The 25,313-nt window shown below is 48.9% G+C and carries 21 protein-coding genes; 1 reads left to right on the plus strand and 20 read right to left on the minus strand.

Annotation, left to right across the window (positions count from 1 at the left end; genetic code table 11):
* Positions 1-3 precede the first annotated feature (3 nt).
* The 4 genes from E8L90_RS09325 to cyoE all read right to left on the minus strand — a co-directional run bounded on the left by E8L90_RS09325 (position 4) and on the right by cyoE (position 5,405).
* The gene (locus tag E8L90_RS09325) at positions 4-1,944 is read right to left on the minus strand and encodes a TOMM precursor leader peptide-binding protein (protein WP_137029149.1); all 1,941 of its coding nucleotides are present in this window, start codon (positions 1,942-1,944) and stop codon (positions 4-6) included.
* Positions 1,941-3,884: a putative thiazole-containing bacteriocin maturation protein gene (locus tag E8L90_RS09330; RefSeq protein WP_137029150.1), complete on the minus strand. Its 1,944-nt coding sequence runs from the start codon at positions 3,882-3,884 to the stop codon at positions 1,941-1,943. Before E8L90_RS09330 ends, E8L90_RS09325 begins: the two co-directional genes overlap by 4 nt.
* A 156-nt stretch (positions 3,885-4,040) precedes the next feature.
* Positions 4,041-4,307, minus strand: a complete 267-nt coding sequence (locus E8L90_RS31365) for a heterocycloanthracin/sonorensin family bacteriocin (RefSeq protein WP_137029151.1) — start codon at positions 4,305-4,307, stop codon at positions 4,041-4,043.
* A gap of 180 nt (positions 4,308-4,487) precedes the next feature.
* Complete coding sequence (gene cyoE, locus E8L90_RS09340; RefSeq protein ID WP_137029152.1) at positions 4,488-5,405, minus strand: heme o synthase; 918 nt, start codon at positions 5,403-5,405, stop codon at positions 4,488-4,490.
* 179 nt (positions 5,406-5,584) lie between these two features.
* On the opposite strand from cyoE, the gene E8L90_RS09345 reads away from it, so the two are divergent.
* Complete coding sequence (locus E8L90_RS09345) at positions 5,585-6,184, plus strand: TetR/AcrR family transcriptional regulator (protein WP_137029153.1); 600 nt, start codon at positions 5,585-5,587, stop codon at positions 6,182-6,184.
* A gap of 13 nt (positions 6,185-6,197) precedes the next feature.
* On the opposite strand, the gene E8L90_RS09350 is transcribed toward E8L90_RS09345, so the two are convergent.
* From E8L90_RS09350 to E8L90_RS09430, 16 genes are all read right to left on the minus strand, one after another.
* A complete protein-coding gene (locus E8L90_RS09350) occupies positions 6,198-6,572 on the minus strand; it encodes a hypothetical protein (RefSeq protein WP_137029154.1) in 375 nt (124 codons plus the stop codon).
* Positions 6,573-6,598: 26 nt separating this feature from the next.
* Positions 6,599-6,934, minus strand: a complete 336-nt coding sequence (locus E8L90_RS09355; RefSeq protein WP_137029155.1) for a hypothetical protein — start codon at positions 6,932-6,934, stop codon at positions 6,599-6,601.
* A gap of 10 nt (positions 6,935-6,944) precedes the next feature.
* Positions 6,945-7,238 carry a WYL domain-containing protein gene (locus E8L90_RS09360; protein WP_244297188.1) on the minus strand — a complete coding sequence of 98 codons (294 nt, stop codon included), beginning with the start codon at positions 7,236-7,238 and terminating at the stop codon, positions 6,945-6,947.
* A gap of 274 nt (positions 7,239-7,512) precedes the next feature.
* On the minus strand, positions 7,513-8,859 hold the full coding sequence (gene accC, locus E8L90_RS09370) for an acetyl-CoA carboxylase biotin carboxylase subunit (protein ID WP_137029156.1): 1,347 nt from the start codon (positions 8,857-8,859) through the stop codon (positions 7,513-7,515).
* 14 nt (positions 8,860-8,873) lie between these two features.
* The gene (locus tag E8L90_RS09375; protein WP_137029157.1) at positions 8,874-9,323 is read right to left on the minus strand and encodes an acetyl-CoA carboxylase biotin carboxyl carrier protein; all 450 of its coding nucleotides are present in this window, start codon (positions 9,321-9,323) and stop codon (positions 8,874-8,876) included.
* A gap of 20 nt (positions 9,324-9,343) precedes the next feature.
* Positions 9,344-10,909, minus strand: a complete 1,566-nt coding sequence (locus E8L90_RS09380; RefSeq protein ID WP_137029158.1) for an acyl-CoA carboxylase subunit beta — start codon at positions 10,907-10,909, stop codon at positions 9,344-9,346.
* A gap of 4 nt (positions 10,910-10,913) precedes the next feature.
* Positions 10,914-11,966 carry a methylmalonyl Co-A mutase-associated GTPase MeaB gene (gene meaB, locus E8L90_RS09385; RefSeq protein ID WP_137029159.1) on the minus strand — a complete coding sequence of 351 codons (1,053 nt, stop codon included), beginning with the start codon at positions 11,964-11,966 and terminating at the stop codon, positions 10,914-10,916.
* A complete protein-coding gene (gene scpA, locus E8L90_RS09390; protein WP_137029160.1) occupies positions 11,963-14,134 on the minus strand; it encodes a methylmalonyl-CoA mutase in 2,172 nt (723 codons plus the stop codon). The genes meaB and scpA overlap by 4 nt, the downstream gene beginning before the upstream one ends.
* Entirely contained in the window at positions 14,134-16,251 is a 2,118-nt protein-coding gene (locus E8L90_RS09395; RefSeq protein WP_137029161.1) for a methylmalonyl-CoA mutase family protein, read from the minus strand. Before E8L90_RS09395 ends, scpA begins: the two co-directional genes overlap by 1 nt.
* A gap of 31 nt (positions 16,252-16,282) precedes the next feature.
* On the minus strand, positions 16,283-16,798 hold the full coding sequence (accB, locus tag E8L90_RS09400) for an acetyl-CoA carboxylase biotin carboxyl carrier protein (protein WP_137029162.1): 516 nt from the start codon (positions 16,796-16,798) through the stop codon (positions 16,283-16,285).
* Between the two features lie 240 nt (positions 16,799-17,038).
* A complete protein-coding gene (locus E8L90_RS09405; protein WP_167497591.1) occupies positions 17,039-17,686 on the minus strand; it encodes a TetR/AcrR family transcriptional regulator in 648 nt (215 codons plus the stop codon).
* Positions 17,687-17,766: 80 nt separating this feature from the next.
* On the minus strand, positions 17,767-18,669 hold the full coding sequence (locus E8L90_RS09410) for a M15 family metallopeptidase (protein ID WP_137029164.1): 903 nt from the start codon (positions 18,667-18,669) through the stop codon (positions 17,767-17,769).
* Between the two features lie 267 nt (positions 18,670-18,936).
* Positions 18,937-19,908: a peptide-methionine (R)-S-oxide reductase MsrB gene (gene msrB, locus E8L90_RS09415; RefSeq protein WP_137029165.1), complete on the minus strand. Its 972-nt coding sequence runs from the start codon at positions 19,906-19,908 to the stop codon at positions 18,937-18,939.
* 173 nt (positions 19,909-20,081) lie between these two features.
* Positions 20,082-21,461, minus strand: a complete 1,380-nt coding sequence (locus E8L90_RS09420) for a M20/M25/M40 family metallo-hydrolase (RefSeq protein ID WP_137029166.1) — start codon at positions 21,459-21,461, stop codon at positions 20,082-20,084.
* Between the two features lie 21 nt (positions 21,462-21,482).
* A complete protein-coding gene (locus E8L90_RS09425; RefSeq protein WP_137029167.1) occupies positions 21,483-23,498 on the minus strand; it encodes a S9 family peptidase in 2,016 nt (671 codons plus the stop codon).
* 5 nt (positions 23,499-23,503) lie between these two features.
* A complete protein-coding gene (locus E8L90_RS09430) occupies positions 23,504-25,306 on the minus strand; it encodes a S9 family peptidase (RefSeq protein ID WP_137033361.1) in 1,803 nt (600 codons plus the stop codon).
* Positions 25,307-25,313 lie beyond the last annotated feature (7 nt).

Consider the following 25,313-nt stretch of genomic DNA (forward strand, 5'->3'; position numbering starts at 1 on the left):
ATGTTATGGAAACGGATGCGGAAAAGGATTCAACTCGTCTACACGCAGTGGTTGTTTCGTGTACCCCAGCTTCACAGGGACCTCCCGTACTCTTTTCAATCCCGTTACTCGCGTGAGATGATGGCCAAAAGTCATCGGAAGCATGCCAGGAATCAAGACACGCACGCAAGTTAAGCCATGGCGCCCTACCTCTGGTGTCGTTTGATCTACCACAATGACATCGAGATCGAACTTTTGGAACACTTTGAGCAAATCCCGTAAATCGTCTGTTAGGTCACGATGTTGGTTTCTTCTAGGAAATTGTTCAGCGAAAGAGACCATCGGACGTGAATCATCCAAAAGGAAGGATAAGCGCTCCGCTGCTTCCGGCAAGCTATAAAGCATCGCATGATCATCCATTTTTTTCACCAGGGACGAATCATGGAGCATGCGTAAGTATTTGACTCGATTCGCTTCGTACTTCTCTGTCAAAGTCATGAGCATAGCGGCCGTTTCGAAAATGGAGCTTTTTACAGCACGGATGGGGTCTGGATGCGCTCCTGCTGCACAAACGAGGTGCAAGCCTTCCGCTCCGCGGTTTTTCGCAATCGTCCATACAGCGGGAATTCCATTTTCCATTGTCGCATCGAACAAGTACAAATCGTAATTGGTAATCGTCTGCATCCGATCGATCAACAAAAGCAATTCTTGATCGTTGACCGAAGCCGGATCGAGGCGCGGCAATGGCAATTTGGCATACCAGGTCAACAAGAAAGCATCTCGCTCTACCACTTCGAGGATGCCGTAAAAGATCGCCTCCTCCAAACTGCCGCCTAACGCACAGCCATTGGAGGTCTCAAATACAACTCCCTCCCCGAATCCCATACTGTAGTAGGCCATGAGCTCAGGTACAAGAATGGGTCGCTCTTCTTTAAAGGAATAACCCCATACCCAGTTCATTTCTCGCTTGGGATCAAACGGCTGAAACGGAAAATCTGGCAGGGCATACTGCTCTTCTGAATGGGTTCCTGCCGTCGTCGGATCAAGTGCATGTGGTGCAAGATTTGCATAGCAATCTCGAACCGTCGTCCTCTTACCACGCGGCATTATCCCGCAATATCTTTCCATTCCCTCCAAAATCGCCGTTAACTCGCTATCCGCGTACGAAACGGATCTGCCTGCTGTGCCCTCATTATGCGAAAATAAAGGTAAATTGACACTTACATCTGCAAAAACAGACACGAGATCCCGGACTTTTCCGTTCAAAAATCCGGTTCGGGAATCCAAATACTCGGAGGTCAGTGCTTGTTTCATCTCAGCAATGGATTTTGTGCGGTAACTATCAGGACTTCGCTTTATGTTTGGCTTCAAGCGTATTCTTGCCCGATCCTCTGAATCCTCAGGCAACCGATTACATACTGGACATAATGGATTTGGTAAAAAGAAATGGCGGGTACTTGTCAATGTTTGTAAATCAATGAATTGGATATGCTCCGATAAGTGGGCTTGCCTGCCCTCTATGAAACGTAACACCTCCGCGATGACGTGGTGTGCCACCTGTAGTAAGCCAGAGCGAGATGACCACGGATCTCGATGTATTTCTCCTTTTTCGCTCAGCATTTTTTGCATCTTCCACATCTCTTGCCGATCGCGTCCCGCCATCAAACGACGCATATCTGCGCACTGGGAGCACCCTGTTTGACCTGGTCGTACCAACGGGCCTACTATCGCTTCTCCGAATGAAACAAAACCGCGCAGCCATGGAATATTCGCTTGTTGGAAATGTTTTTCTGCATGCAGAAGCAAAGAAGGATGATAGGTATCAAGCAAGAGAAGTGCCAAGTCTGCTACCCTTGTCTTCGGTTCCATTTTCTCACTCCGCCACACGCGGTAGTCCGTCATCAGGCGTTCGGAAATCAGCTCTGCCAGTACACCATCTCCGATTACAAGAATGTCAGCACTCATGGACGCACCTCCCGAGAGAGCAGCAAAGCGAATACCCCACCAAGGTCTTCCTCCAAGAAAGGCTCTATCGCCGCGTTGATGATCAGCGGTTTATTGTGATGAAGCGCTAATACTTCGACGGCGTGCTGCCAGACTTCACTCTCAGATTCTTCTTTACTAGGGATGAGTGTCAGTTCCGTTGTTTCACCCGTCAATGCTACAGATTGTGCGGTAAGTACATATTTGGACAATTGTGTTGATTGATCCTGGATACGATGCAAGGCATGCATCAACGCTTTTCGCAACGCATCTAACTCCTGTAATCCGACACTCCCAAACCAACCAAAGCGCGTTCCCACCCAAAAAACCGGAAATCCGCACACATCATGGCCCTTGGCAATCGTCGTTTCTTCACCCAATGTAGCGAATGACCTCATATAAAACTGGGATTGCTCATCTGCAATCGATCCAACGTGCACTGGTCTGGCTGTTGGTTGTCGTCCTTTCATTTCTGACACATACGTGAGTGTTAAATAATGTAGTAACGCCCGATTTAACCCTTCTGCTGCCGTTTCTCCCGCTCCAATTCCGATGTTGCCATCTACCCCCCTTTGAAAAACCTTGTTTTGGGTAGCGAGATGGTTCACCATTCTTCCGACATACATCTCTGCCCCAAGTAATCCTGCTTCTCTTCGCGCCTCATCATGGGTATAACCCGCGCATACGACGGATGGCAAAAGCTCTGCGGGACCATCTGCGACGGGATCGACTGCTGTGACGATACACTGAGTAAGCGGCAATTGCGTTAGCTCACCCTCATCCCATCTGTCAAAAATTCCGGTACCAGATGAGATCCATGATGGAAACAGAGAGAGTAGACTTTCCTTTTGTTCTGCCTCTTTTAATAGCCGCGATTGGAGATCACTTTCATCCAATACCTCCATGCTCATGTCCACTCTTAGCATCGGATGCCGCATGAATGACTGCCAGCTTCCTTCCAATGTCTCTAGATTTAGCAAATAAATCTTGTCAGGCGCCTCGGTTTCTACGACCCCTGTAACGTATTTGAACCATTCAAAAACAGCGATGTTTGCCAACATGGCTGCTGCGGTCATCGAAAATGCATGATGATCAGGGTCTGCACTCAAAGCCTGTCGATGCAACCGACGCCAAGCCGATTCAAAGCAAGCCTCTGATTGTGGATGAATCAGCGGCCCTACCATCCCTTTTTGGAGGACGAATAGCGCCGGAATAAACACCTTCTCTCGCTCTCTGCATACAGAATGAATCACACTTATTTCATCCTTGTTTGCCTGTGCTGATGTATACAAAATAGCAGTGAATGGCTCGATTGCCTCCGACCACTCTACCTTCCCCCACGACGTTAGTTCTAGCTCTTCTAGCTTTACTTGAGGGTCTTTCCTGCGCGTATTCTCGATGAGCGTCTCTAGCCGCTCACGATCAGTCGGAGTCTCACCCGTCATTGCATAATGGAATTGAACGCATCCCGATTCTAACAATGCATGTATGACAGAAAGGAGAAATGGACCAGCCCCGATTACCAGAACGTTTTCTTCTCGATACTTTTGAAACCGATACCCTCCCGAACCGCCAAACTGGTCCAAAAATTCAATCTGCGCTGCATAAGTTGACATCATTTCTCGAGATAAATCATGTGGTTTATCCTGACTCACGTCTTGGAGAAATCCATTTTGCAAAAGAGTACCTGCTACCTGGTATATTTGCTGTTGGTATTCATCCGGCAAATCGTCGGTCAATTGTTCCAATGTATGCTCACCATTAAACATGGGCATTAATTGGTCTACCCATCGTTCGATCATGTCACCCTTCATACGGAAGGTCCCTATGTTATTGCGAAAATAGACACTTCCATCTGCATCAGGAATATAAACGGTATCCCGCTTCACTTTTATACGCATCGCAGGATTCAACCTATCCATTCTCCTCCCCCTCCCTTTGCGAAATCAGTCTATTTGTGACGAGACATGTCACTCTCATTTTATGTAGCACTATTTGTCTCACATTCCTGTTCGTAAAAAAACAAAGCTCCTGCCAAAACAAAACGGTTGGCAGGAGCAGAATACGGGGTGCGATCATTATTCGTCAAATATGATAAAGCACGGAAAAAAGCAAGAGCAAGAGCAACTGCAAGAGCAACTGCAAGAGCAAACGCAACTGCAGGAACAGCTACAAGAGCAGCTGCAGCGACCACATCTGTGGCAGCCACCGCATCTTCCACAGCCGCCACACCGACCGCGAACGAGCATCGCTTCATTCATTTTTTGTTTTTCCCAACGGTGCACTTGATCGGCTTTTATTTCAGAAGCCTTCAGTTTTTTTAGCTCTTTTTTGAAATCATCCATTCATTTTCACCTCCGCCACTTCATGGAGCTACTCTAGGTTTATGAAGTGACGTTGGGTATTCGTTCCATGATCATGCGCCCATTTTTTGTTCGACAGGAGAAAAACCAGCTATGCTGCAAGATTCCCAGCAAAAAAAAGAAGCCGCCCTCAAAGTGAAGGCAGCTTGGATGATCACTGATTTACAGTTTGAAGATAATGCCCATCAGCGAGTAAATAATCACCGTCGAGAACAGCACCGTCATATGAATCAGCGAATAAATAAACATCGTTTTAGACCATTTCTGTGAATCCATTTTCCGGTATCCAAAAACACTTAGAACCAGCCATAAAATATTCAAGAGCAGGGCCATAAACGTAAGACCAACGCTTAATGACCAAAATAGAAAACTGCTAGCAATTAAAATAACTAAATAAACATTTGTTTGGATGTAGGTACGTCTTGCACCTTTGACCACAGGCAACATCGGAACCCCAGCCGCTTTATACTCATCATGCTTACGAATCGCGATCGCATAGAAGTGAGGCATTTGCCAAATGACCATGATGATAAAGAGACCAAGGATAGCAGGATGCGTGATATCTGGGTGAATGGCAGCCCAACCGATGAGCGGCGGCATTGCGCCAGAAATACTCCCTACCTCCGTATTGTATACCGTCCTTCTTTTGGTCCACATCGTATAAGGCACGACATAAAAAAACAGTCCGAGAAAACCCATAATAGCAGCCAAAGGTGATGCCAAGACGAGAGCGACCAAGCCCAAAATTGTCATCAGGGATGCAAGCCATAAAACCGTCTTCGTTGATATTTCTCCTGTCACCGTAGGTCTGTTCTTCGTTCTCTCCATGACAGAATCGATATCGCGATCATACACGTTATTAAATGCACCCGCTGCGCCCATGATTAAAATAGAGCCGATGGTAGCAAATAAGATTTCTGGTAGCTTATCCATTAGACTGAAGTGATACGTATATAAAGCCAATGTTAATCCGGCAAACATCGGAATCAGATTCGATTTGATAATCCCCGTCTTAACCGTTTGCGCCAAAATATTGGACATAGGCCGATTCCGCGTTGCAACGCTTTCTTCCCTCTGCATTCGTACACTGTCCCCTCTTACTAGATGATCTATTCTATCGTACTCCAAAATAGCATGACATAGTAGACGGTTAAATCCTACAAAACTGCCATTTATATCATACATACCGGTAAGGATTTAAATACTATATGGAATGTTAATTCTATATGGTATGATTGTCAAGAGAAGGAGGCGGACGAATGAACAGACGCAGATTAACCCAAGCAGAGCGTAAACAGGAAACACGGCAATTGCTCATTGACGCAGCCATTGAAATCTTTGCTCAGTTAGGCTTCCACGGGGCTTCCGTTGATAAAATCGCAGACCATGCTGGTTTTACCAAAGGAGCTGTTTATGCTCATTTTCAGTCCAAAGAAGATCTCTTTCTCGCTATCTTGGATGGTCAGATGCAATTACATGTGTCCAATATCCATCACGTAATTGATCACCAGCCATCATTATCGCATTTTATAGAAGCCATGGACGCCTATTTTATGTCCGTTCAGCAACAAAATCGCACGTGGAGCATGCTAAACCTGGAATTTTTGCTTTATGCCATGCGAGAAGAATCTGTTCGAAAGCGATGGTCAAACATGATTATAGAGGCGGTACATCATCTTTCCAAGGCTATACAGACATTGATGCCAACAGAAAGTGACTCTAGTCTATCTGCCGATGAAATGGCATGGACGATTCTTGCTTTAGAGAATGGCATGGCTATCTTTTATTACATGAGCGGCGACCAGATGCCCCTGTCTTTATACGGAAAAGCTTTGCAAAACATGCTATCGTCAAAATAGCGATTGCCTCATTTTACATTCTTACTGTGAGTCTATTCAGCAATTTCTCTCCCTCTGTTTTGAACTGCTTGTTCGCTTCGAGAAATTCGTTCACTTCACGTAATTGGGCTGGTCGATATCCTGGTCCATCACAGCCACAGGAATGATAAGCAAATCCGTGCTGATAGAGGATTTCAACCTTTTTCCACTGCTTCACATCCGTTTGCTTTGGTGCCTTGAAATCATGCCCCATCTTCTTCATTCCCTCACCACATTGCGGACAGCTATGCTTGATCTTGCTCCACTCTTCCTCCGTCAACTCATTCTTGGAGGTTTGCTTGAACACTTTTCGGCACGTGAAACAGGCGTATATCTGTTTATAAGGACCATACATCCCATATCGACACATGATGATCAACTCCTCTTTCGGTATTGCTATATATCCCCTTTTTTGACGAGCGTACTACCGATGAATTCAAAGCGCAAAGGCGCACCCTTTTTGTCAGGCTGCCATCCCAGCTTGATCGCCTCTTCAATAATAGCCGCGACGTCAGCTGGCTTTATCACTCTCATGTCCAAATGCTGCACAAGTGGAAACTCCACCCAAAAATCATTCACATCTGATTTTACATACACGCGAATCAATTGACCCGTACCTTCGTTGTGCTGGATTGTCAACGCGAGCAGCCCCTTCGCTGCTGGGCTAATGACCCAACGATATCGCTGCTCTCCTACCGTGATACCCCGTGTTCCTTTTTTGGGTAATGCCATGACTACCTCCTCATTGCGAATAAATGTTTATTAGTTCTGCCAAATACGTTTTTATTCCATCCAACATTTCCGGTGAATGCTGTACAGTCACTTCTTTACCCAGCCCAATCAAGAACTTTGCAAAAAATAAAATGTCTCTTCTCGCTACCTTTCCTTCCAACCAACCACTTCCATCCTGCCGTATATGCAGCATGGATGCAAGCCAAAGTTCAGCCTCACAAGCCTGCACACCTTCAGTGGTCAGCTCAGCAAATAAGTGGACCGTGCCCTGATCCTCGAATGTTTTGATCTGTCGATTTTCCAAGTGAATGTCTCGAAACATCTTCTTGCCCGATCTTGCTGATCCATGGCAAAAAAAGCTTTGTATTGGATGAAAATCAAGCCGAAAGTATGGTGACCCAAAGGCCAAACACAAAGCTTGCCAGTTTTGCAGAGTGTGGGCATGATATCCATTCTACGGACCCTGACGGATACTATCAGGCTGTAAGTACCTTTCTTGACGAGTGAAAATAATGGCCGATGCTCCCAATAAAAAACAAGCCACGATACCCCCGCAGCTTGTTCCCTCTTCTCTTTCTTTACAATTCCAGCGTATGTTTCTCCAAGAAGTTCGTAGCGAAATTCCCTGATACAAAGTCAGGGTGCCGAAGCAGCTTCTCATGGAATGGAACTGTTGTATGCACGCCTTCGATCACGAACTCACCCAATGCCCGCTTCATGCGTGCCAATGCTTCGTTGCGATCTGTTCCCCAAACGATCAGCTTGGCGACCATCGAATCATAGAAGGGAGAGATTTCGTAGCCGGGATATACCGCACTGTCCACGCGAACTCCGTAGCCGCCAGGTGGTAAGTAATTGATGACCTTTCCTGGTGATGGCATGAAGTTTTTCGCAGGATTCTCCGCATTGATTCGGCACTCGATTGCCCATCCGTTCATTTTTACGTCTTCTTGTGAAAAGGATAACGGATTGCCTGCTGCGACAAATATTTGTTCTTTGATCAGGTCAATCCCTGTGATCATCTCTGTCACGGGATGCTCTACCTGAATCCGCGTATTCATTTCCATGAAGTAAAATTGACCGTGCTTGTCGAGCAAGAATTCAACAGTACCCGCTCCGTGGTACGAAACCGCTTTGGCTGCCGCCACCGCAGCTTGCCCCATTTGCTCGCGCAACGCTTGGTCCAGCGCCGGAGATGGCGCTTCTTCTACCAGCTTTTGATGACGACGCTGGATAGAGCAATCCCGCTCTCCCAAGTACACAGCGTTGCCATGCTTGTCGCCCATGATTTGAATCTCCACATGCCGCGGCTCTTCCACGTATTTTTCCAAGTACACGCCAGCGTTGCCGAATGCCGTCTCTGCTTCTTTCTGGGCTTGCCGAATCGCCTTGGACAACTCATCGGCGTCAAAAGCGACACGCATGCCTCTGCCGCCGCCACCAGCCGTTGCTTTTACGATGACAGGATAGCCGATTTTCTCCGCCACCTGCAATGCCTCATCAATGTCATCAATCAAGCCATCTGTGCCCGGTACTAATGGAACATTCGCTTGACTCATCGTTGCTTTTGCTACCGCTTTGTCACCCATTTTGGTGATCGCTTCAGGATCGGGACCGATAAAGGTAATCGAGCAATCTTGGCAAAACTGGGCAAACGAAGCGTTTTCGGCCAAGAAGCCATAGCCCGGGTGGATAGCGTCTGCCTTCGTGTAAAGAGCGACCGTCATAATCCGTGCCATGTTCAAATAGCTGTCCTTGGACGCCGTAGGTCCGATGCAATACGCTTCATCCGCCAATTCTACGTGCAAGGCTTCCCGATCCGCCTCTGAAAAGACAGCGACGGTTTGTATACCAAGTTCCTGGCAAGCGCGAATAATGCGGACAGCGATTTCGCCGCGATTGGCAATCAATACTTTCGTAAACATAGGCGCACTCCTTCCTACTGAGTTTTGACAACGAGCACTGCTTTTCCATAATCGACAAACTGACCATCCACCGCAAGAATTTCGGTGATAATGCCGCTAACGGGAGTCGTAATGTCGGTAGAAAGCTGAAGAGCATCAGCCGTGCAACGTCCAACTTTTTCGCCTGCTTGAACAGTCTGCCCTACTGTCACTTCCGCATAAAACAGTCCTACTCCCAAAGACATGACTTGCTGTGTCACTTCCTTAGGTACCTTAGCAACGACATCGACAGACTCAGCAGTGGCGGCTGCCTCTTGATAACCATGCTGCACTTCGCCCACCTGTACAGGCGCATGGACAGCCACGACTTCGGCTGGTGCGCTTTTCTTAATTACGATTCGAGTCTTGCCCTTCTCCCATTCCAGCTCCTCAATGGAAGACTGATTCACCAGCTTGATAAATTCACGCAGTTCATGCAGCTTCATAACACGATCAGAGCTCCTTTCTAAAGTGGGATGTTCCCGTGCTTTTTGTACGGGCGATCTTCCTGCTTGTTTCTGAGCATTTCCAAGGCCTGGGCGACCTTTTGGCGGGTTTCGCGCGGGTCGATGACGTCATCCACCATCCCGAGACTTGCCGCGACATAGGGATTGGCAAACTTTTCACGGTAGAGGGCAATTTTCTCTGCGCGAGTCGCAGCCGGGTCCTCACTTTGTTCGATTTCCTTTGCAAAAATAACGTTGGCTGCTCCCTCGGGACCCATGACGGCAATCTCTGCGTTCGGCCATGCATACACGACATCTGCTCCAATCGATTTGGAGTTGAGCGCCACATAAGCTCCTCCGTAAGCTTTGCGCAGAATCACGGTGATTTTGGGAACCGTTGCTTCTGAGTATGCATACAAGATTTTCGCCCCATGACGGATAATCCCTCCATGCTCCTGATTGATTCCTGGGAAAAAGCCAGAGACATCCTCAAAGGTCAGCAGCGGAATGTTGAAGCAATCGCAAAAACGGATGAACCGGGCCAGCTTATCCGATGAATGAATATCCAGTCCGCCTGCCATGACCTTCGGCTGGTTGGCGATAATGCCGACACTATGTCCATCAATACGCGCCAGACCGATCACGATATTGCGGGCAAAGTTCGGCTGTACTTCCATGAAATCACCGTGATCCACGATTTTTTCAATGACTTTGCGCACATCGTATACTTTGGTGCTTTCAGCAGGTACCAGCTCCAAGAGATCCTCTTGCCAACCATTATTTTCCTTTTCTTTTATCACAGGTGCGCGATCACGATTGTTTTGTGGCAGGAAGCTGAGTAGCCTGCGCACTCCTTCCAATACTTCTTGTTCGGTCTCTGCCGTAAAATGGGCATTGCCGCTCACTGTCGAATGGACTTTGGCTCCGCCTAGGTCCTCGGCGGATATTTTTTCACCTGTAACGGTCTCGATCACTTTTGGACCTGTGATGAACATTTGGCTCGTCTTCTCAACCATGAACACGAAATCCGTAATCGCTGGGGAGTAAACGGCTCCTCCCGCACACGGACCGAGGATGACAGAGATTTGCGGAATCACGCCGGAGTAAATGGCATTGCGATAAAAAATCGTGCCGTAGCCATCCAGTGAGCTTACTCCTTCTTGAATGCGTGCCCCGCCAGAGTCGTTTAGACCGATAAAGGGAGCGCCGTTTTTCGCTGCCAAGTCCATCACCTTGGCAATTTTCATCGCGTGCATCTCACCCAATGCACCGCCAAACACCGTGAAATCCTGCGCGAACAAATAGACAGGGCGACCATTGATTTTACCGTAGCCCGTCACGACACCTTCGCCTGGTGCCTCCATCTGGTCGAGACCAAAATGCGTAGCACGGTGCTCAACAAACGGGTTCAGCTCCATAAAGGTGTCTGGATCAAGCAGGAGCTCGATTCGCTCGCGTGCAGTCAACTTGCCGCGGTTATGCTGGGCATCGATGCGAGTATCTCCGCCACCAAGCTGGATTTTATATTTGCGTTCCATCAATTCATCAATTTTTTCGTACATATTGTTGCTCATATGGGCCACCATCTCTCTATTCCTTTTTCATGATCGCACTCTCATAGATCGCCACTAATTGCTGTACGGCACTCGTCGGTGAAATCTCGCCACTCGCAACAGCTCCTTCAATGGAGGGAAGCAGCTCGGCTACTTGCTGGTTGCCGAAAAAGGTCGCGCGCAAGTAGTCCTGAGCCATACTGTGCATCCAATCGAGTAGCTGCGCTTTGCGCCTGCTCTCGAAGCCACCTGATTGGATGGTGGTTTCACGAAATTGACCGATGACCTCCCAAATATCTTCAATGCCTTCCCCTGTCAGCGAGGAACACATATATGCCTTCGTCTCCCAGCCAGTTGTTGCCGGCTGTAAGTAATGCAGAACACGATTGTATTCACCTTTGGCGATCAAGGCACGCGTGCGGTTTTCCCCATCGGCTTTGTTGATCAGAAGCGCATCTGCTATTTCCATGATGCCTTTTTTGATTCCTTGCAGTTCATCGCCTGCCCCTGTCAGCATCAGCAGTAAAAAGAAATCGACCATAGACCTGACTGTCGTCTCACTCTGTCCGACCCCGACCGTCTCGACCAAAATCACATCATAGCCTGCTGCCTCACAGATCAGCATTGTTTCCCGCGTCTTCCGATTGACTCCTCCCAGCGTGCCACCCGTGGCAGAAGGTCGGATGAACGCCTGTGGATTGCGCGACAAGAGCTCCATCCGCGTCTTGTCACCGAGAATGCTTCCGCGTGTAACCGTACTGCTCGGATCAACGGCCAAAACAGCGACACGATGACCTTTTTCGCAAAGCATACTGCCAAATGCTTCAATGAACGTGCTCTTGCCTGCACCTGGCACACCGGATATCCCTATGCGTATGGATTGACCTGTATGAGGAAGCAGCTGTTTAATCACCTCTTGAGCCATATCCATATGAGCGGGAGCATTACTCTCGACCAGCGTGATTGCCTGTGCCAAAACCGTTCGGTTACTATCTCGTACGCCTGTGACATATTGATTCACTGATAAGCGTGGGAGACGTGCCTTGGAGGAAACGTTCAAGAAATTCTTGTCAGCCTTGCCCCCGGTCATTGTCCAGCAGCCTCCAGGCGATACACGATCTCTTGCAGAACGTGCTGGGCTGCTACAGGAATGACTGTTCCTGGCCCAAAAATAGCTGCGGCACCATGCTCTCGCAAAAAGGCGTAATCCTGTGCTGGTATCACACCACCTATGACGACGACAATATCCTCGCGTCCCAACTTCTTGAGCTCTCCCACCAGTTGTGGCAGCAATGTTTTATGTCCTGCCGCAAGCGAGCTGAAGCCGATCACGTGCACGTCATTTTCTATTGCTTGCTTCGCTGTTTCCTCAGGAGTCTGGAACAGTGGACCGATATCGACATCAAAACCCAAGTCGGCAAAAGCGGTCGCAATCACTTTCGCGCCCCTATCATGTCCGTCTTGACCCATTTTCGCGATCATAATACGGGGACGTCTGCCTTCCCACTGCTCGAATTCGTCTGCCATCTTGCGCACAGCCGCTACCTCATCGACATCTGCGTATTCGGAACTGTAAACGCCGCTAATGGAGCGAATGACCGCCTTGTGTCTACCTACGACTTTTTCATAGGCATCCGATATTTCGCCCAAAGAAGCTCTTGCTCGCGCCGCTTCAATAGCCAGCTCCAACAGATTGCCTTCGCCCGTTTTCGCGCATTCCGTAATGGCCTGTAGAGTTGCTTGCACTCTCGCCTCATCTCGGTTATTGCGCAGCTCCTGCAAACGTCTGATTTGCGCTTCTCGAACCGCTGTGTTGTCGACTTCGAGGATTTCCAGCGGATCTTCCTTGTCCAGACGGTATTTGTTCACGCCAATAATGGCTTCCTTCGCTGAATCGATATGTGCCTGACGGCGTGCAGCCGCTTCCTCGATTTTCATTTTTGGCAATCCCGTCTCAATTGCTTTTGCCATACCGCCAAGTGCTTCGATCTCTTCGATGTGCGCCCACGCTTTTTCCACGAGCTGGGCAGTCAAGGACTCGACGTAATAGGAGCCAGCCCACGGATCGACGACCTTGGTTATCTCGGTTTCGTCCTGCAAAAACAACTGCGTATTCCGCGCGATCCGAGCCGAAAAGTCTGTCGGCAATGCAATCGCTTCATCCAGAGCGTTTGTGTGTAGAGATTGGGTATGCCCCAGAGCCGCGGCCATGGCCTCGATGCACGTCCGCACCACATTGTTATACGGGTCCTGCTCGGTCAAACTCCATCCCGATGTTTGCGAATGCGTCCGCAGTGCCATCGACTTTTCGTTTTTTGGATCGAACTGCTTGATCAGATTGGCCCAAATCAAGCGGCCTGCACGCATTTTCGCTACTTCCATGAAGTAGTTCATGCCAATCGCCCAGAAAAATGACAGACGTGGCGCAAACGCATCGATGTCGATGCCTGCTGCAAGGCCAGTACGAACGTATTCCAAGCCATCTGCCAACGTGTAGGCCAATTCAATATCCGCGGTCGCACCCGCTTCTTGCAGGTGGTAGCCTGAAATACTGATACTGTTGAATTTGGGCATGTGTTTGGAGGTGTAGGCAAAAATATCGGAAATGATCTTCATCGACGCTTCTGGCGGATAAATGTAAGTATTCCGAACCATGTATTCCTTCAAAATGTCATTTTGGATTGTTCCGGTCAGCTCCGCCTGCGATACTCCTTGCTCTTCGGCTGCCACGATATAGAACGCCATAATCGGCAATACCGCTCCGTTCATCGTCATGGAGACGGACATTTTATCGAGGGGGATGCCGTCGAACAAGATTTTCATATCGAGAATGGAATCAACGGCCACGCCTGCCTTCCCGACATCACCAACTACCCGGGGATGATCGGAGTCATAGCCGCGATGAGTCGCGAGGTCGAAGGCAATCGATAGCCCTTTTTGTCCCGCTGCCAAATTCCGTCGGTAAAAAGCGTTACTCTCTTCCGCCGTAGAAAATCCGGCATACTGGCGAACCGTCCACGGTTGAGTCACGTACATCGTCGGATACGGTCCGCGCGTATATGGTGGCAAACCAGGCATGTAGCCGAGGTGATCCATGCCCTCCACATCTTCCCTGGTATACGCAGGTTTTACAGGGATCTGCTCCAGCGTCTGCCACATTTGCTCCATTCCTTGTGAGTTTGTACATAGTTGGGGAAACAAATCAGACACATCACGTTTGGACTGATAAGCCATTTGTGAAAAATCAGGTCGCTTCATTATGAGCTCACTCCTATCCGCTCCTGAAGTTCTCGCAGCATCTCGTAGCAATTGGAACGCATGTGGATGCAATCATCTACACCCGCCGCCTTATAAGTAGCCAGCTGCTCCGCCTCAGGCAAGCCAGCCAACAGCACCGTCATCTGGGGTACACCTTGCTTGATTGCATGAGCTAATGGTGGGACCTGCTCCGGATAACTCGCATCGTCCGAACAAATGACTGTGATCATCGCACCTGATGCCACCGCAGCTTCAGCCGCCTCTACAATCGTAGAGAATGCTTGCTTGCGCAAAATGTCAAAGCCGCCAACCGCAAAAAACTCTGCTGCGAAATCTGCTCGGCCCTTATGCTTTGCCACTGGACCCATCGTAGCCAGGAACACGGTTGGTCTTTTGCCTGTTGTTTTCAAGTAAGCATCTGCCTGTATCCGCAAGGCTTCAAAGCGTTCGGATGCCCGGTGAATACGGAGTGGCTGGATGATTGTCTCCACCGAATCTTCACGTCTCATGGCTTTGGCGATATCGCCCACAGTCGCTCCATGAAGCACTGCTTTTACTGCATGCACTACGAATTCCTGATTGGTATGTTTCGCCAGCTCATTGAGCGCTGAGGAGACGTTCTGCTTCATCCGATGGGAACGTGCTTGTGCTGCTCGCTCTTCGTGTATGTTCGGATGACTCTCGGCCTGCAGTGGCTGCTCAGCCGTATTGGGATACATGTTGGTTCCAACCAAACGCTTTTTACGTGTATCGATGCTCGCTGCTTTTTGATCCGCGATCTGGGCGATCAAGCCTTGTGGGAAGCCTGCTTCTAATGCGCTCAGCATGCCACCGTGTGCTTCTACCTGCTGGAACAGCTCCCATGCTTTTTTCGCTAATGCGTCTGTGAGCCATTCTACGTACCAAGAACCACCCGCAGGGTCGATCACTTTTGCCAAATGCGCTTCTTCTTGCAAAATGATTTGCGTATTTCTGGCGATTCTTCTCGAAAACTCGCTGGCAGGGCGAATGGCTTCGTCAAAGGTGGATACATGCAGACTGTCTGCTCCGCCAATGACGGCTGAAAATGCTTCTGTCGTGGAGCGTAGCATGTTGACATACGGGTCGTAAATCGTCTTCGTCCAGGCGGAGGTTCTGGCGTGAATCGTCATCTTCTGCGCTTCCGTTGTTCCACCGTAGGCCGTCACGATGTTTGACCAGAGCATTCTTGCAGCACGCAACTTCGCGATTTCCATGAAGACGTCAGAGCCGATCGAATACGAGAACTGCATACGTGCTGTGATATCCTCTATGGAAAGCCCCCGCACAAGCATCGCTTGCAAATAGTCGACCCCTGTGGCCAGTGAAAAAGCAAGTTCGGTTACTGCGTTTCCGCCGCCATCCTGATAAGGATTGCTTTGAACCAAGATCGTTTTCAACGCGGGCGCATGATCTTTTGCCCATTGCGTCATGCTTGCCATGGCGCTATAAGCTGTCTGCAAGGAACAAGCGAGCTTGCCCTCTGTGAGAAGGACCGCTATAGGGTCTTGCCCGATGCACCCACGAAGCTCGAAGGCTTGTTGGCCTGTCGCTTCAACATGTGCGAGGATGAGTGAAAGAATGGGCAACCCAAGCGCTCCCGTGTTCACGTAAAGAGGGACCTCTGAAAGCTTCACCCCTCGAAATGCCTGTTCTATATCCTCTCGGCAAAAAACAGATATGCCTTTGTGACCAATCGTATCTGGTAATGCTTCGTCCGGATCAAGTCCAGCCAATGTCGCTTGATCCACCATCAGATGCAGCATCGTTTGTCCACGCGCTAAGTCGTCTACGGCTGCCTGACTAAATGCCTCGGCACTCGTTGCGATGATTTCCTGACAGACCTGCCATTTATGTTCCTTATGCTCGCTAGGCTGCTGATTCCCTCTATGAAAAGGTGCCTCACCTGGTAGCGCTTCCAGATGCGGCAATGTTTTGACATCTTCGTACCGATAAATGGGCTGGCGAACAATTCCCTCGTACGAATGCGTTAGTAGCTTGGCATCAAAAGATGCTCCCTTTAGCGATTTCTCTGCTGCTTCCCGCCATTGCTCGTACGTGGGAACGGAGAATTCCTTGAACCATGTATGTTTGCTCACTCTTCGAGTCCTCCCCTTAAAAGCTGCTCCATTACGCTTGCTTCACCAGGAACAACGGCTGTCCATGCTCCACCAACTGACCGTTTTCCACCAAGACTTGGACAATCTCTCCTTTTACTTCTGCTTCAATCTCGTTAAACAGCTTCATGGCTTCGACAATACAGACAATAGTAGTAGGCTCTACTCGATCATTTACGGATACGTATGGTGCTGCGTCAACGGCAGGCGCTGCATAAAAGGTTCCGACCATAGGTGAAGGGATTTTGTACAAGTTTTCCGTCACTTCCGCCGATTTCTGAGGCGCTTCCGCAGGGATTATTACGACCGGGCGCTCAATCGTTTCTGTTTTAGGCAAAAGGACAGCGGGTGCCGCCGTCACGATTGGCGCGCTTTTCGTTTGTACGGGGGCTTGATGTACCGATGTCACTTGATTTCCATTTCTTCGTTTAATACGCAAAGAAGAATCTTCGTCATTTACCTCAAAAGATTCTATGTCCGTCTGCTCCAATAACTTCACAAGTTCTCGTAATTCGTAAATGGTAAGCACGACTATTCCTCCCCTATTCCCGAATCTGACTGGCACAACCTCACGAACCGACTAGTTGGTCTCTAATGATTACGCAAGACCGACCAGTTGGTCTTTTTGATATTATAACAAATGTCAGAATACTAGTACAGACCAACCAGTTGGTCTGATCGAGTTGTTTTAGATGGGACCATCAAGCGACTATGCCCCTGTCTCCTATCGAAAAGCTTGAGTGTAGCCGCATGATCCTTGTTAGCACCCTTACAATGACTTGAAGGGATTTTCTTGTGATTGCAGGAAAAAACGTTGAAATGCCGGGTTTTCCATCGATTCTGATTTCAAGACGGAATGAAGAACCATATCTGCATAAATATCCGCGATTTGCTCGATCGAGTACGTCCCTGATTTTTGATACCATTTGTAAATCCAGTTCACCATGCCAAAAATAGCCATGGACACAATCGGCACAGGCAGCTCCGGACGGAACTCACCCGATTCGATCCCGTCCGAAATGACGGTGAACATACTTTTTTTATAGCGATCCCGTTTCGTTTCAATATCCGTGTAGTACTCCGGAGCTAAAAACAAGCTTTCCTGATAAAAAATCGTAACCTGCGAGCGGTACAGATCAATCATCATGACGAAGGATTTTACGATGGCTTGCAGTCGTTCTGTCGGGGTGTCCCACTTCTCGTAAGCCTCCTCTGCTTTCTCCAGCACATACGTAATGAATTGATCATGAATGATGTAGAGGAGTTCATCCTTGGATTTGAAGTTGTGATAAAATCCTCCCTTCGACGTTCCGCTTTCTTTCACAATTTGATCCACAGTCACTTTGTGGTAGCCATTTGCTTCAAACAAGCGCATGGATGTTTCAATAATACGTTCTCTGATTGATTTTTCGGCCATTATCTTCACCCGTGAACATTATAGCATAACTACATAGCAAAAACGCCGATTCTCTTCGGTGAGAGATCGGCGTTTCGTTTTTAATTCGTTGGTGTGGAAACAGGCACCGCACCTGAATATTCTTCAAGCGTAATCCCTTTTTCTCGGATTTCTTGGGCGATCTCGACACCTACATAACGCAAATGCCACGGCTCATAAATATAGCCCGTAATCGCGTCTTTTCCCTCTGGGTAGCGAATGATAAATCCAAACTTCTCGACGTTTTCATCCAGCCACTTCGCTTCCTTGGTTCCGGCAAAGCAGCTCATTGCTGCACATTTGCCATCCTTACCAGAAACGTCAATCGCCAGTCCCGTCTCATGCTCACTCGTCCCAGGAACCGCACTGTAAGTCCTTGCCTTCTCTACGCCGTCTTTTTTTACATAGCGATTAAACAGCGCTTTCTGGTACGCGTGGGAGCGATAGGCAGACACACCCGCCAACTGGACACCATCAGCCTGGGCTGCCGCAAATAATTGCTCAAGCGCCCCCCCTGCTTCTTTGCGCATTTTGCGTTTCTCACTCTTTTCCGGGAGCAAGTAAGGGACGTTAGGAAACACTAAATCATTTGGCTGATAGCTCTCCGGAAGCTTGCGTTGCTTGTTCACCAGTACAGCAACACTCTCAGGCTCACCCACGACCTCGATGTCCGGGAACGACAGCTCAGGCGGCTGACCCGCTGATGGCTTTTCTCCTGACTTCGTTTCCGTTGGCTTCGCTTTCTGGGGTTGCTCCGGTTGTTCTTGCTTTAGTGTTTCAGCAGGTGGAGAGGTGGTCTCCTCCTTTGGCTTCGCTTCTTCTTTCTTTGGAGGAGTTGGCGTCTCCACAGATGGTGGTGTCTGGGGTTCTTGTGGAGCAGCCGTACTGCTACAACCAGACAACACAAATGTCAATGCCGTAACGAGTACGAGCGGATGCAAGAGTCGGTGTCGAAAATTTCTCATTGTAACGTCCCTTTCGTTTTGGAGCTGATCCAATTATGTAGGTCATAAAAGTACGTACCTATTATGACATAATTGGCCGGCTTTTCGTTACATGTTTTATAGAGAAAGACGACCATGATTGCTGCGAGTAACAGTCCAATTCGTTTGTGAAAGGATGTCTGTGTGTAGATTGGCCCCTCCCTGCATGCTCTTATGATTTACCTAGTAGTATGTTTAGCAAAAAGACCGCCCTTCTCCCATGTTCCCCAGAGAGTAGCGGTCCACGCTCTATTCTTTTTCAAATAATCGCTTATACGCCCCGAAGCCATCTTCTTCCAAACGATCCTTCGGAATGAAGCGCAATGCGGCTGAATTGATGCAGTAGCGCAATCCATTTTCTCCAGGACCGTCCTCGAAAACGTGGCCGAGATGAGAATCTGCTTCTTTGCTGCGAACCTCTGTACGAATCATATTATGTGTCAAATCCACATGCTCGGTTACGGTTTCCTCTTGCAATGGCTTGGTAAAGGATGGCCACCCGCAGCCGGAATCAAACTTGTCCAAGGAACTGAACAAAGGCTCGTTGGAGACGATGTCTACGTAGATGCCCTCTTCCTTGTGATCCCAGAATTCATTCGTGAATGGACGTTCTGTCCCGTTATTTTGGGTCACCTCGTACTGGAGCGGGGTCAAGATTTTTTTCAATTCTTCTTGTTTTGCACGGTCGCGCCATGCTTCCTTTGTGAATTTCGCTCTGCCTGATGCCGCCCGGTAGTATTGGTAGCGAACGGAATTTTTCTTATAGTAGTCCTGATGATATTCTTCCGCTGGATAGAACGGCTTGGCTGGCAAAATCAGCGTTGCAATGGGCTTTTGGAAACGACCGCTCGCATCTAGCTCTTGCATGGATTTTTGCGCAAGCCTTTCTTGCTCTTCATTATGATAGAAGATCGCTGGCGCATACGATTGACCTCGATCACCGAATTGACCACCAGCGTCAGTCGGGTCGATTTGTCTCCAAAACATTTGCAGCAATTCCTCGTATGAGATGTGCGACGGATCATATGTAATCTGGACCGCTTCGTAGTGTCCTGTCGTATCAGAGCATACCTGTTCATAGGTTGGGTTTTCGACATGACCGCCTGTATAGCCGGAGACGACTTCTTCAATGCCTGGCATCTTGTCAAACGGACTGACCATGCACCAGAAGCATCCGCCTGCAAAGGTTGCGATTTCGAATGGATGTGTATCGCTGTTCACGCATTCCGCCTCCTGTAAATGTATGTATACTATCATTTACGATTGTACATGGTTTACAAAAGCAAAGTCCACTCTGGAAGTGCTGCGAGAGGGTTCCAAATAGGAAAGGAGACCTTTTACACGAAAGGTCCCCTTTTCGCTATCGAATTGCATGATTCTTCACTCGTATGTCGCTACTCTGAAAGCGCTTTGGCAAATCCGGAGAGCATGACAACCATATGGGCAATGCCTTCCTCGAAGTCTTTCAAACGGATAGATTCGTTCGGCGCATGTACTTTGCAACCAACCCAGCCTACCCCTGTACTGACAACAGGAAGCTTCAGCTGTTCCCCGAAAATATACATCGGCCCCGTGCCTGCCGCGTTTGGAGAAAGCACTGGTTCATGTTCGTAAATGGCGCGAGCCGAATCCAGCACGTGAGCAACAAACGGATGGTGGAAATCAGATCGATACGCTTTTTGTCCGTTGATCATGGTGACGGTAATATCCGTAAAACCATGCTTCTCCAAATGATGCTCGATGCAATTCATGATATGCTGTGGATCTTGTCCTGGGACAAGGCGGCAATCCAACTTGGCCATCGCGCTTTTCGGAAGTACCGTCTTCGCGCCCTCTCCTGTATAGCCGCTTTCCAGACCGCAAATGGTCATGGTCGGGTGAAAAACCATAGCTTCTCGTGGGTCCACATTGTTTGCTGCGGTAATCAATGGGCGTTTCAAACCGTATAGCGTTGCGGTCGCCTCTTCACTGAACGGCAATTCGGAAACGACTTTCTTTTCATCCGCTGTCGGTTCCTCGATCCCATCATAGAAGCCTTTGACCAAAATTTCGTTTTGCTGATTTTTCATTGTCGCCAATGCCTGAACCAAGCGCCATGCTGCATTGTCTACATACGCACCGACAGAGGAGTGCATGTCGATCTCTGCCCCAACGCATGTCAGCTCTAGGTACGCCATTCCTTTGATCCCGGCAACCATGCTGATTCGCTCATTTTCGTCCTTTCCACCGAATTCCCAAATGCAGGCATCCGCCTGGAAAAGATCCTTGTACTCTCGAAGATATGGCTCCAGATTCGGGCTGCCGATCTCTTCTTCTCCTTCGATCAGGAACTTGATGTTGCAAGGCAAACCGCCCGCTTGCTGCTGCAAAATGTGAATCGCGGTCAAACGTGCAACGAGGTCACCTTTATTGTCGGCAGCACCACGCGCATACAGCTTTCCATCGATGATCGTAGGGTCAAACGGCTCCGTGTTCCACTCATGAAACGGCTCAGGTGGTTGAACATCGTAGTGATCGTAAAACAGAAGCGTTTTGCTGGCGTCTCCTTCACTGCCTGCTGCAAAAAACGCATACACGACCGGATTGCCGCCAAGATTGTCGAGCACCTTTGTCTCTCCGCCAACCTCATGAATCATCTTGACCACGTATTCAACTGTCTCTGGGATGGCCTTATGCTGTGCGGATACGGTAGGAAAACGCAAATATTGCTTCAGCTTCTCGATTGCTTGCGGCAAGTTTTCTTGCACGCTACTTATGACTTGTTCTTTGTTCACAAACGGGCACCTCCTGTTGGCTTATTCGACTTTCTCTTTTTGGTGTGCAACCAAATAGCTGTCAAACCAATCTGTCGTATATTGCAGTCTCAACACGCGTTGCCGAGGATCACCACTGCGGGAAAGCTCATGACTGGCACCCGGGAAGCGAACAAACGACACCGGAGCCTTACCTTGATGCTTCAACGTTACATAAAGCTGCTCGGCCTGTTCGATTGGGCAACGGTAGTCATGTTCCCCATGCATGATCAGCAGAGGCGTCTCGATGTTCTCTACCAAGCGAATCGGTGAATGCTGCCACATTTTTTCCGGATTCGTGAATGGATTTGCCTGAATCTCTTCGGCAGTGAAGTAGTAACCGATATCACTGACACCGTAAAAGCTGACCCAGTTGCAAATACTTCGGTCGGTTACACCCGCTTTGAATCGATTGGTTTTACCAACGATCCAGTTCGTCATGAAGCCACCGTAGCTGCCGCCTGCTACACCCAAGCGGTCCTCATCGACAAAATCGAAATGGTCGCATGCATATTCCACGGCTGTCATCAAATCGCGATAATCGTTCCCTCCATAGTCACCGCAGCACGCCTGAACAAAACGCTCTCCGTAGCCAAAGCTCCCTCTCGGATTCGTATAGAGTACAGCGTAACCTTTTGCAGCGAGCAGCTGGAACTCATGGAAAAACGTATTTCCGTACATGCTGTGAGGACCACCATGGATTTGCAGAACCATCGGATATTTTTTTCCTTCTTCAAAACCGACAGGCTTGAGCATCCAGCCATGCAGCTTCCAGCCATCCTTTGCGACAAACTCCATTTCTTCTGGAACAGGGAGCTCAATCCCCGCAAATAGCTCTTTGTTCAGTGCTGTCAAACGTTTTTCTTCTCCGTCCTTCAGACCTACTTGATACAAGTCGCCCGGCGTAAACGGATCACTGATGGCAGCAACCACCGTTTGGTCTTTTTCATGCAGCGAAAAACCGTAAATATTCCGGTTGCCCGCTACAACATTCGTGACTTGTCCGTCCAGTGTTACGTGATAAATGCCGGAATTTCCTCGCTCACTTGCAATAACATACATGCCTCTTCCGTCCGCTGTCCATACAGCGCCTGGATTCGGGTGACCTGGCGAGCGCATGTCTCCGATGGTGGAATCGCCAACCTGAACGTCCCAATCCGCTGTGATGCAAGTATAGTCGCCCTTTTCAAAATCATACACCCAGATGCGCTTCTGCGCTGCGTACAATTGGGTGTCCGATTCACTTCCGATATACGCTAGCTTCTTACCATCATGTGACCAGGTTGGATAGGCAAAGGTCCCCTTACTATTGGTCAGCTTTTTCCATTCTCCCCCTTCCGAAGGGATAAGAAAAACGTCGATACTATGCTGAAAATCAGGATCCTCCGCTCGGTTCGCCGTAATGGCGAGCCATTTTCCATCCGGGGACCAGGAGCCAATTGTATGATTGTACGGGCCATCGCTGAGTGGAGTAACCTCGCCTGTTTCTACATGAACAATGGCCAACTGCTTGTTTTTCTCGTAAATGAACCCGAGATCATCGGATTTATACTTCATTCTGCCGACATGAATGGCTTTGGCATTTACTTTTTCCTCGGTCCCCTCCTGATCTGCGAATGTTTCACCCTCATCCAGGAGAGACGAAAAGACAATGTAGTTGCCGTCAGGTGACCAAATCGGATTGCTGACGCCGTTTTTGCAATGTGTGAGCTGCCTTGCTTCTCCTCCGTTTGCCTCGATCAGCCAAATCTGTGGTTTTCCAGATCGATTCGAAACAAAGCTAATCTTTGAACCATCCGGGGACCAGCGCGGGAAGGTGTCGCGGGAGCCAGCCGTCAGGGGCTGTGGTTCATCCGCATCCAATCTGCGTAAAACCAAGTGATTTTGATAGGCGTGGGACTCATCGATTTGATTTTCGACATAGGCAAGCGTTTTTCCGTCTGGTGATAGCTGCGGATCGCTCGCGTACCGCATTTGATACAAATCTTCAGCCGTTATGCCTCTTTTTTCTTGCGTCATCCTAATCACTCCTCGATTTTCTTGGTGGATGCGAGTTGCTCCAAAAAGAACTGGGAAATCTTTTGATTCATCGTGATGTGATTGTCCAGCTTTTCGGTAAAGTGGCCTTCATCCTCAAAAATGTGCAAATCGACTTCTTGACCCCTGCCTCTCATGTCTGCTACGAGCTGTTCTGCTTCGCTGACAGGAACACGCGTATCATTGCGCCCGTGGAATACGAGAAGCGGAGCCGTGATCTTATGGGAATGATTCAAAGGAGCAATTTCTTCAAAAAAGTCATCGTCTTCGCCGAGGAACCCGTACTCGAGCTCACGCAATCTCCTTCTCCATGCCCCGGTGTTCTCCAAAAAGGTTTTGAAGTGGGAAATCCCTACAATATCAACACCCGCGGCCCACAGATCGGGGTAGTGCGTAAGCGCAGCCAGTGTCATGAAGCCTCCGTAACTGCGACCCATGATACCAATCGCATTCGGGTCAACACTTGGGCGGTTGCCTAAATCTTTGACCAGCCAAGCCAAATCTGCGACAGAATCCATCCGCTTGCGACGATCATCGAGCTGGACATATTCCCGACCATAGCCCATGCTACCGCGAACATTCGGTGCTACCACCGTAAAGCCTTCATTCGCTAAAAATTGAAAAACAGGATGATACTCTGGGCGAATTTGGCTCTCTGGCCCGCCATGGGCGTAGACGACGACTGGTTTTTTTTCTGCATGATCAGATGTATCTTTGGCATAAAGGAAATACGGCACTTCCAAGCCATCAAATGAGTGAAAGGTGCACAATTCCGGCTCGATGAGTTTATCTTCCAGCACATCGGATTGGCCAATATTCGTTACACGGCGGCTGATTTGCTCCGAGATGGTGTACGTCCAGATGTCTCCTGGAAGTGTAGGGCTTTTCAGCGTATAGGCGAGCTGATCATCACTCACCCACGCCAAGGAAGAGATCACGCCACGTGGTGCTTCCTCTACCCGCTTCCAACTTTGCTCTGTCAAGGAATAGAGAGCAAGAACGGAGTAGCCTCCTTCATTGATCGTGAAGGCAAGAAGCGTCTCGTCCGGGGATAATTTGGCCTCCTCGATGTCCCATTTCGAGTCATGCACCAGTTTGTCCAGCTCTCCTGTACGCAGTGAAAAACGGCACAACGCTTTCGTGTTTTCATCGCGGTCGGTTACAAGATATCCCGTTTGGCCGTCTTCCGACAGTACCAAGGAATGGTAGCGAGCATGTTTGCTGCAAATGGCGAGCTTTTGTGCTTCCTTCGTTTGCAGATCCAACCAATACAAGCAATTGTCAATGTTGGTTTCCTGCACGCTGAAAATGAGTCCTGTCCCGTCTGGCAGCCAGCCGATTGGAGTTGTGCGCCCATCGTAACGAAAGACTTCCTCATACGCACCACTCTCGACATCCTGTACGAAAATATCAAAGCTACGCGGGTTGCGACGATTGCTGGACCACGCGATCTTTTGCCCACACGGAGACCAGCCTCCTAAATAGTGAAAGTAATCGGGAGCGTCCGTCAGCGGCTTTACGACTACACCATTGCCGGTCAGCAAAAAGAATTGCTGCCGCTCGTCGCCCTTGTTGTCCATACCGACAATTGTTTTCGTTCCACATGGGGAATGGTCAACCTCTACTACACGATCAGGCAAAAAGGTCACTTGCTCCGAACTGTTCGCCTCATCATTCCAGCGCCACAACTGCGCGATGCCTGTCAGCTTCGTTAAAAAGGTAATCTCTCTACGCTGCGGCACCACCTTCAATTGATACGCGGATTTCACTTGCAGAAAGTCCAAAATCACGAGAATC

It is taken from the genome of Brevibacillus antibioticus (assembly GCF_005217615.1).
GTDB classification, from domain to species: domain Bacteria; phylum Bacillota; class Bacilli; order Brevibacillales; family Brevibacillaceae; genus Brevibacillus; species Brevibacillus antibioticus.

What these genes read in the sequence shown, in the direction of transcription:
- E8L90_RS09325 (WP_137029149.1), bottom strand. Translation starts at nt 1,944, where the DNA reads ATGAGTGCTGACATTCTTGTAATCGGAGATGGTGTACTGGCAGAGCTG.
- E8L90_RS09330 (WP_137029150.1), bottom strand. Translation starts at nt 3,884, where the DNA reads ATGGATAGGTTGAATCCTGCGATGCGTATAAAAGTGAAGCGGGATACC.
- E8L90_RS31365 (WP_137029151.1), bottom strand. Translation starts at nt 4,307, where the DNA reads ATGGATGATTTCAAAAAAGAGCTAAAAAAACTGAAGGCTTCTGAAATA.
- cyoE (WP_137029152.1), bottom strand. Translation starts at nt 5,405, where the DNA reads ATGCAGAGGGAAGAAAGCGTTGCAACGCGGAATCGGCCTATGTCCAAT.
- E8L90_RS09345 (WP_137029153.1), top strand. Translation starts at nt 5,585, where the DNA reads ATGAACAGACGCAGATTAACCCAAGCAGAGCGTAAACAGGAAACACGG.
- E8L90_RS09350 (WP_137029154.1), bottom strand. Translation starts at nt 6,572, where the DNA reads ATGTGTCGATATGGGATGTATGGTCCTTATAAACAGATATACGCCTGT.
- E8L90_RS09355 (WP_137029155.1), bottom strand. Translation starts at nt 6,934, where the DNA reads ATGGCATTACCCAAAAAAGGAACACGGGGTATCACGGTAGGAGAGCAG.
- accC (WP_137029156.1), bottom strand. Translation starts at nt 8,859, where the DNA reads ATGTTTACGAAAGTATTGATTGCCAATCGCGGCGAAATCGCTGTCCGC.
- E8L90_RS09375 (WP_137029157.1), bottom strand. Translation starts at nt 9,323, where the DNA reads ATGAAGCTGCATGAACTGCGTGAATTTATCAAGCTGGTGAATCAGTCT.
- E8L90_RS09380 (WP_137029158.1), bottom strand. Translation starts at nt 10,909, where the DNA reads ATGGTGGCCCATATGAGCAACAATATGTACGAAAAAATTGATGAATTG.
- meaB (WP_137029159.1), bottom strand. Translation starts at nt 11,966, where the DNA reads ATGACCGGGGGCAAGGCTGACAAGAATTTCTTGAACGTTTCCTCCAAG.
- scpA (WP_137029160.1), bottom strand. Translation starts at nt 14,134, where the DNA reads ATGAAGCGACCTGATTTTTCACAAATGGCTTATCAGTCCAAACGTGAT.
- E8L90_RS09405 (WP_167497591.1), bottom strand. Translation starts at nt 17,686, where the DNA reads ATGGCCGAAAAATCAATCAGAGAACGTATTATTGAAACATCCATGCGC.
- E8L90_RS09410 (WP_137029164.1), bottom strand. Translation starts at nt 18,669, where the DNA reads ATGAGAAATTTTCGACACCGACTCTTGCATCCGCTCGTACTCGTTACG.
- E8L90_RS09425 (WP_137029167.1), bottom strand. Translation starts at nt 23,498, where the DNA reads ATGACGCAAGAAAAAAGAGGCATAACGGCTGAAGATTTGTATCAAATG.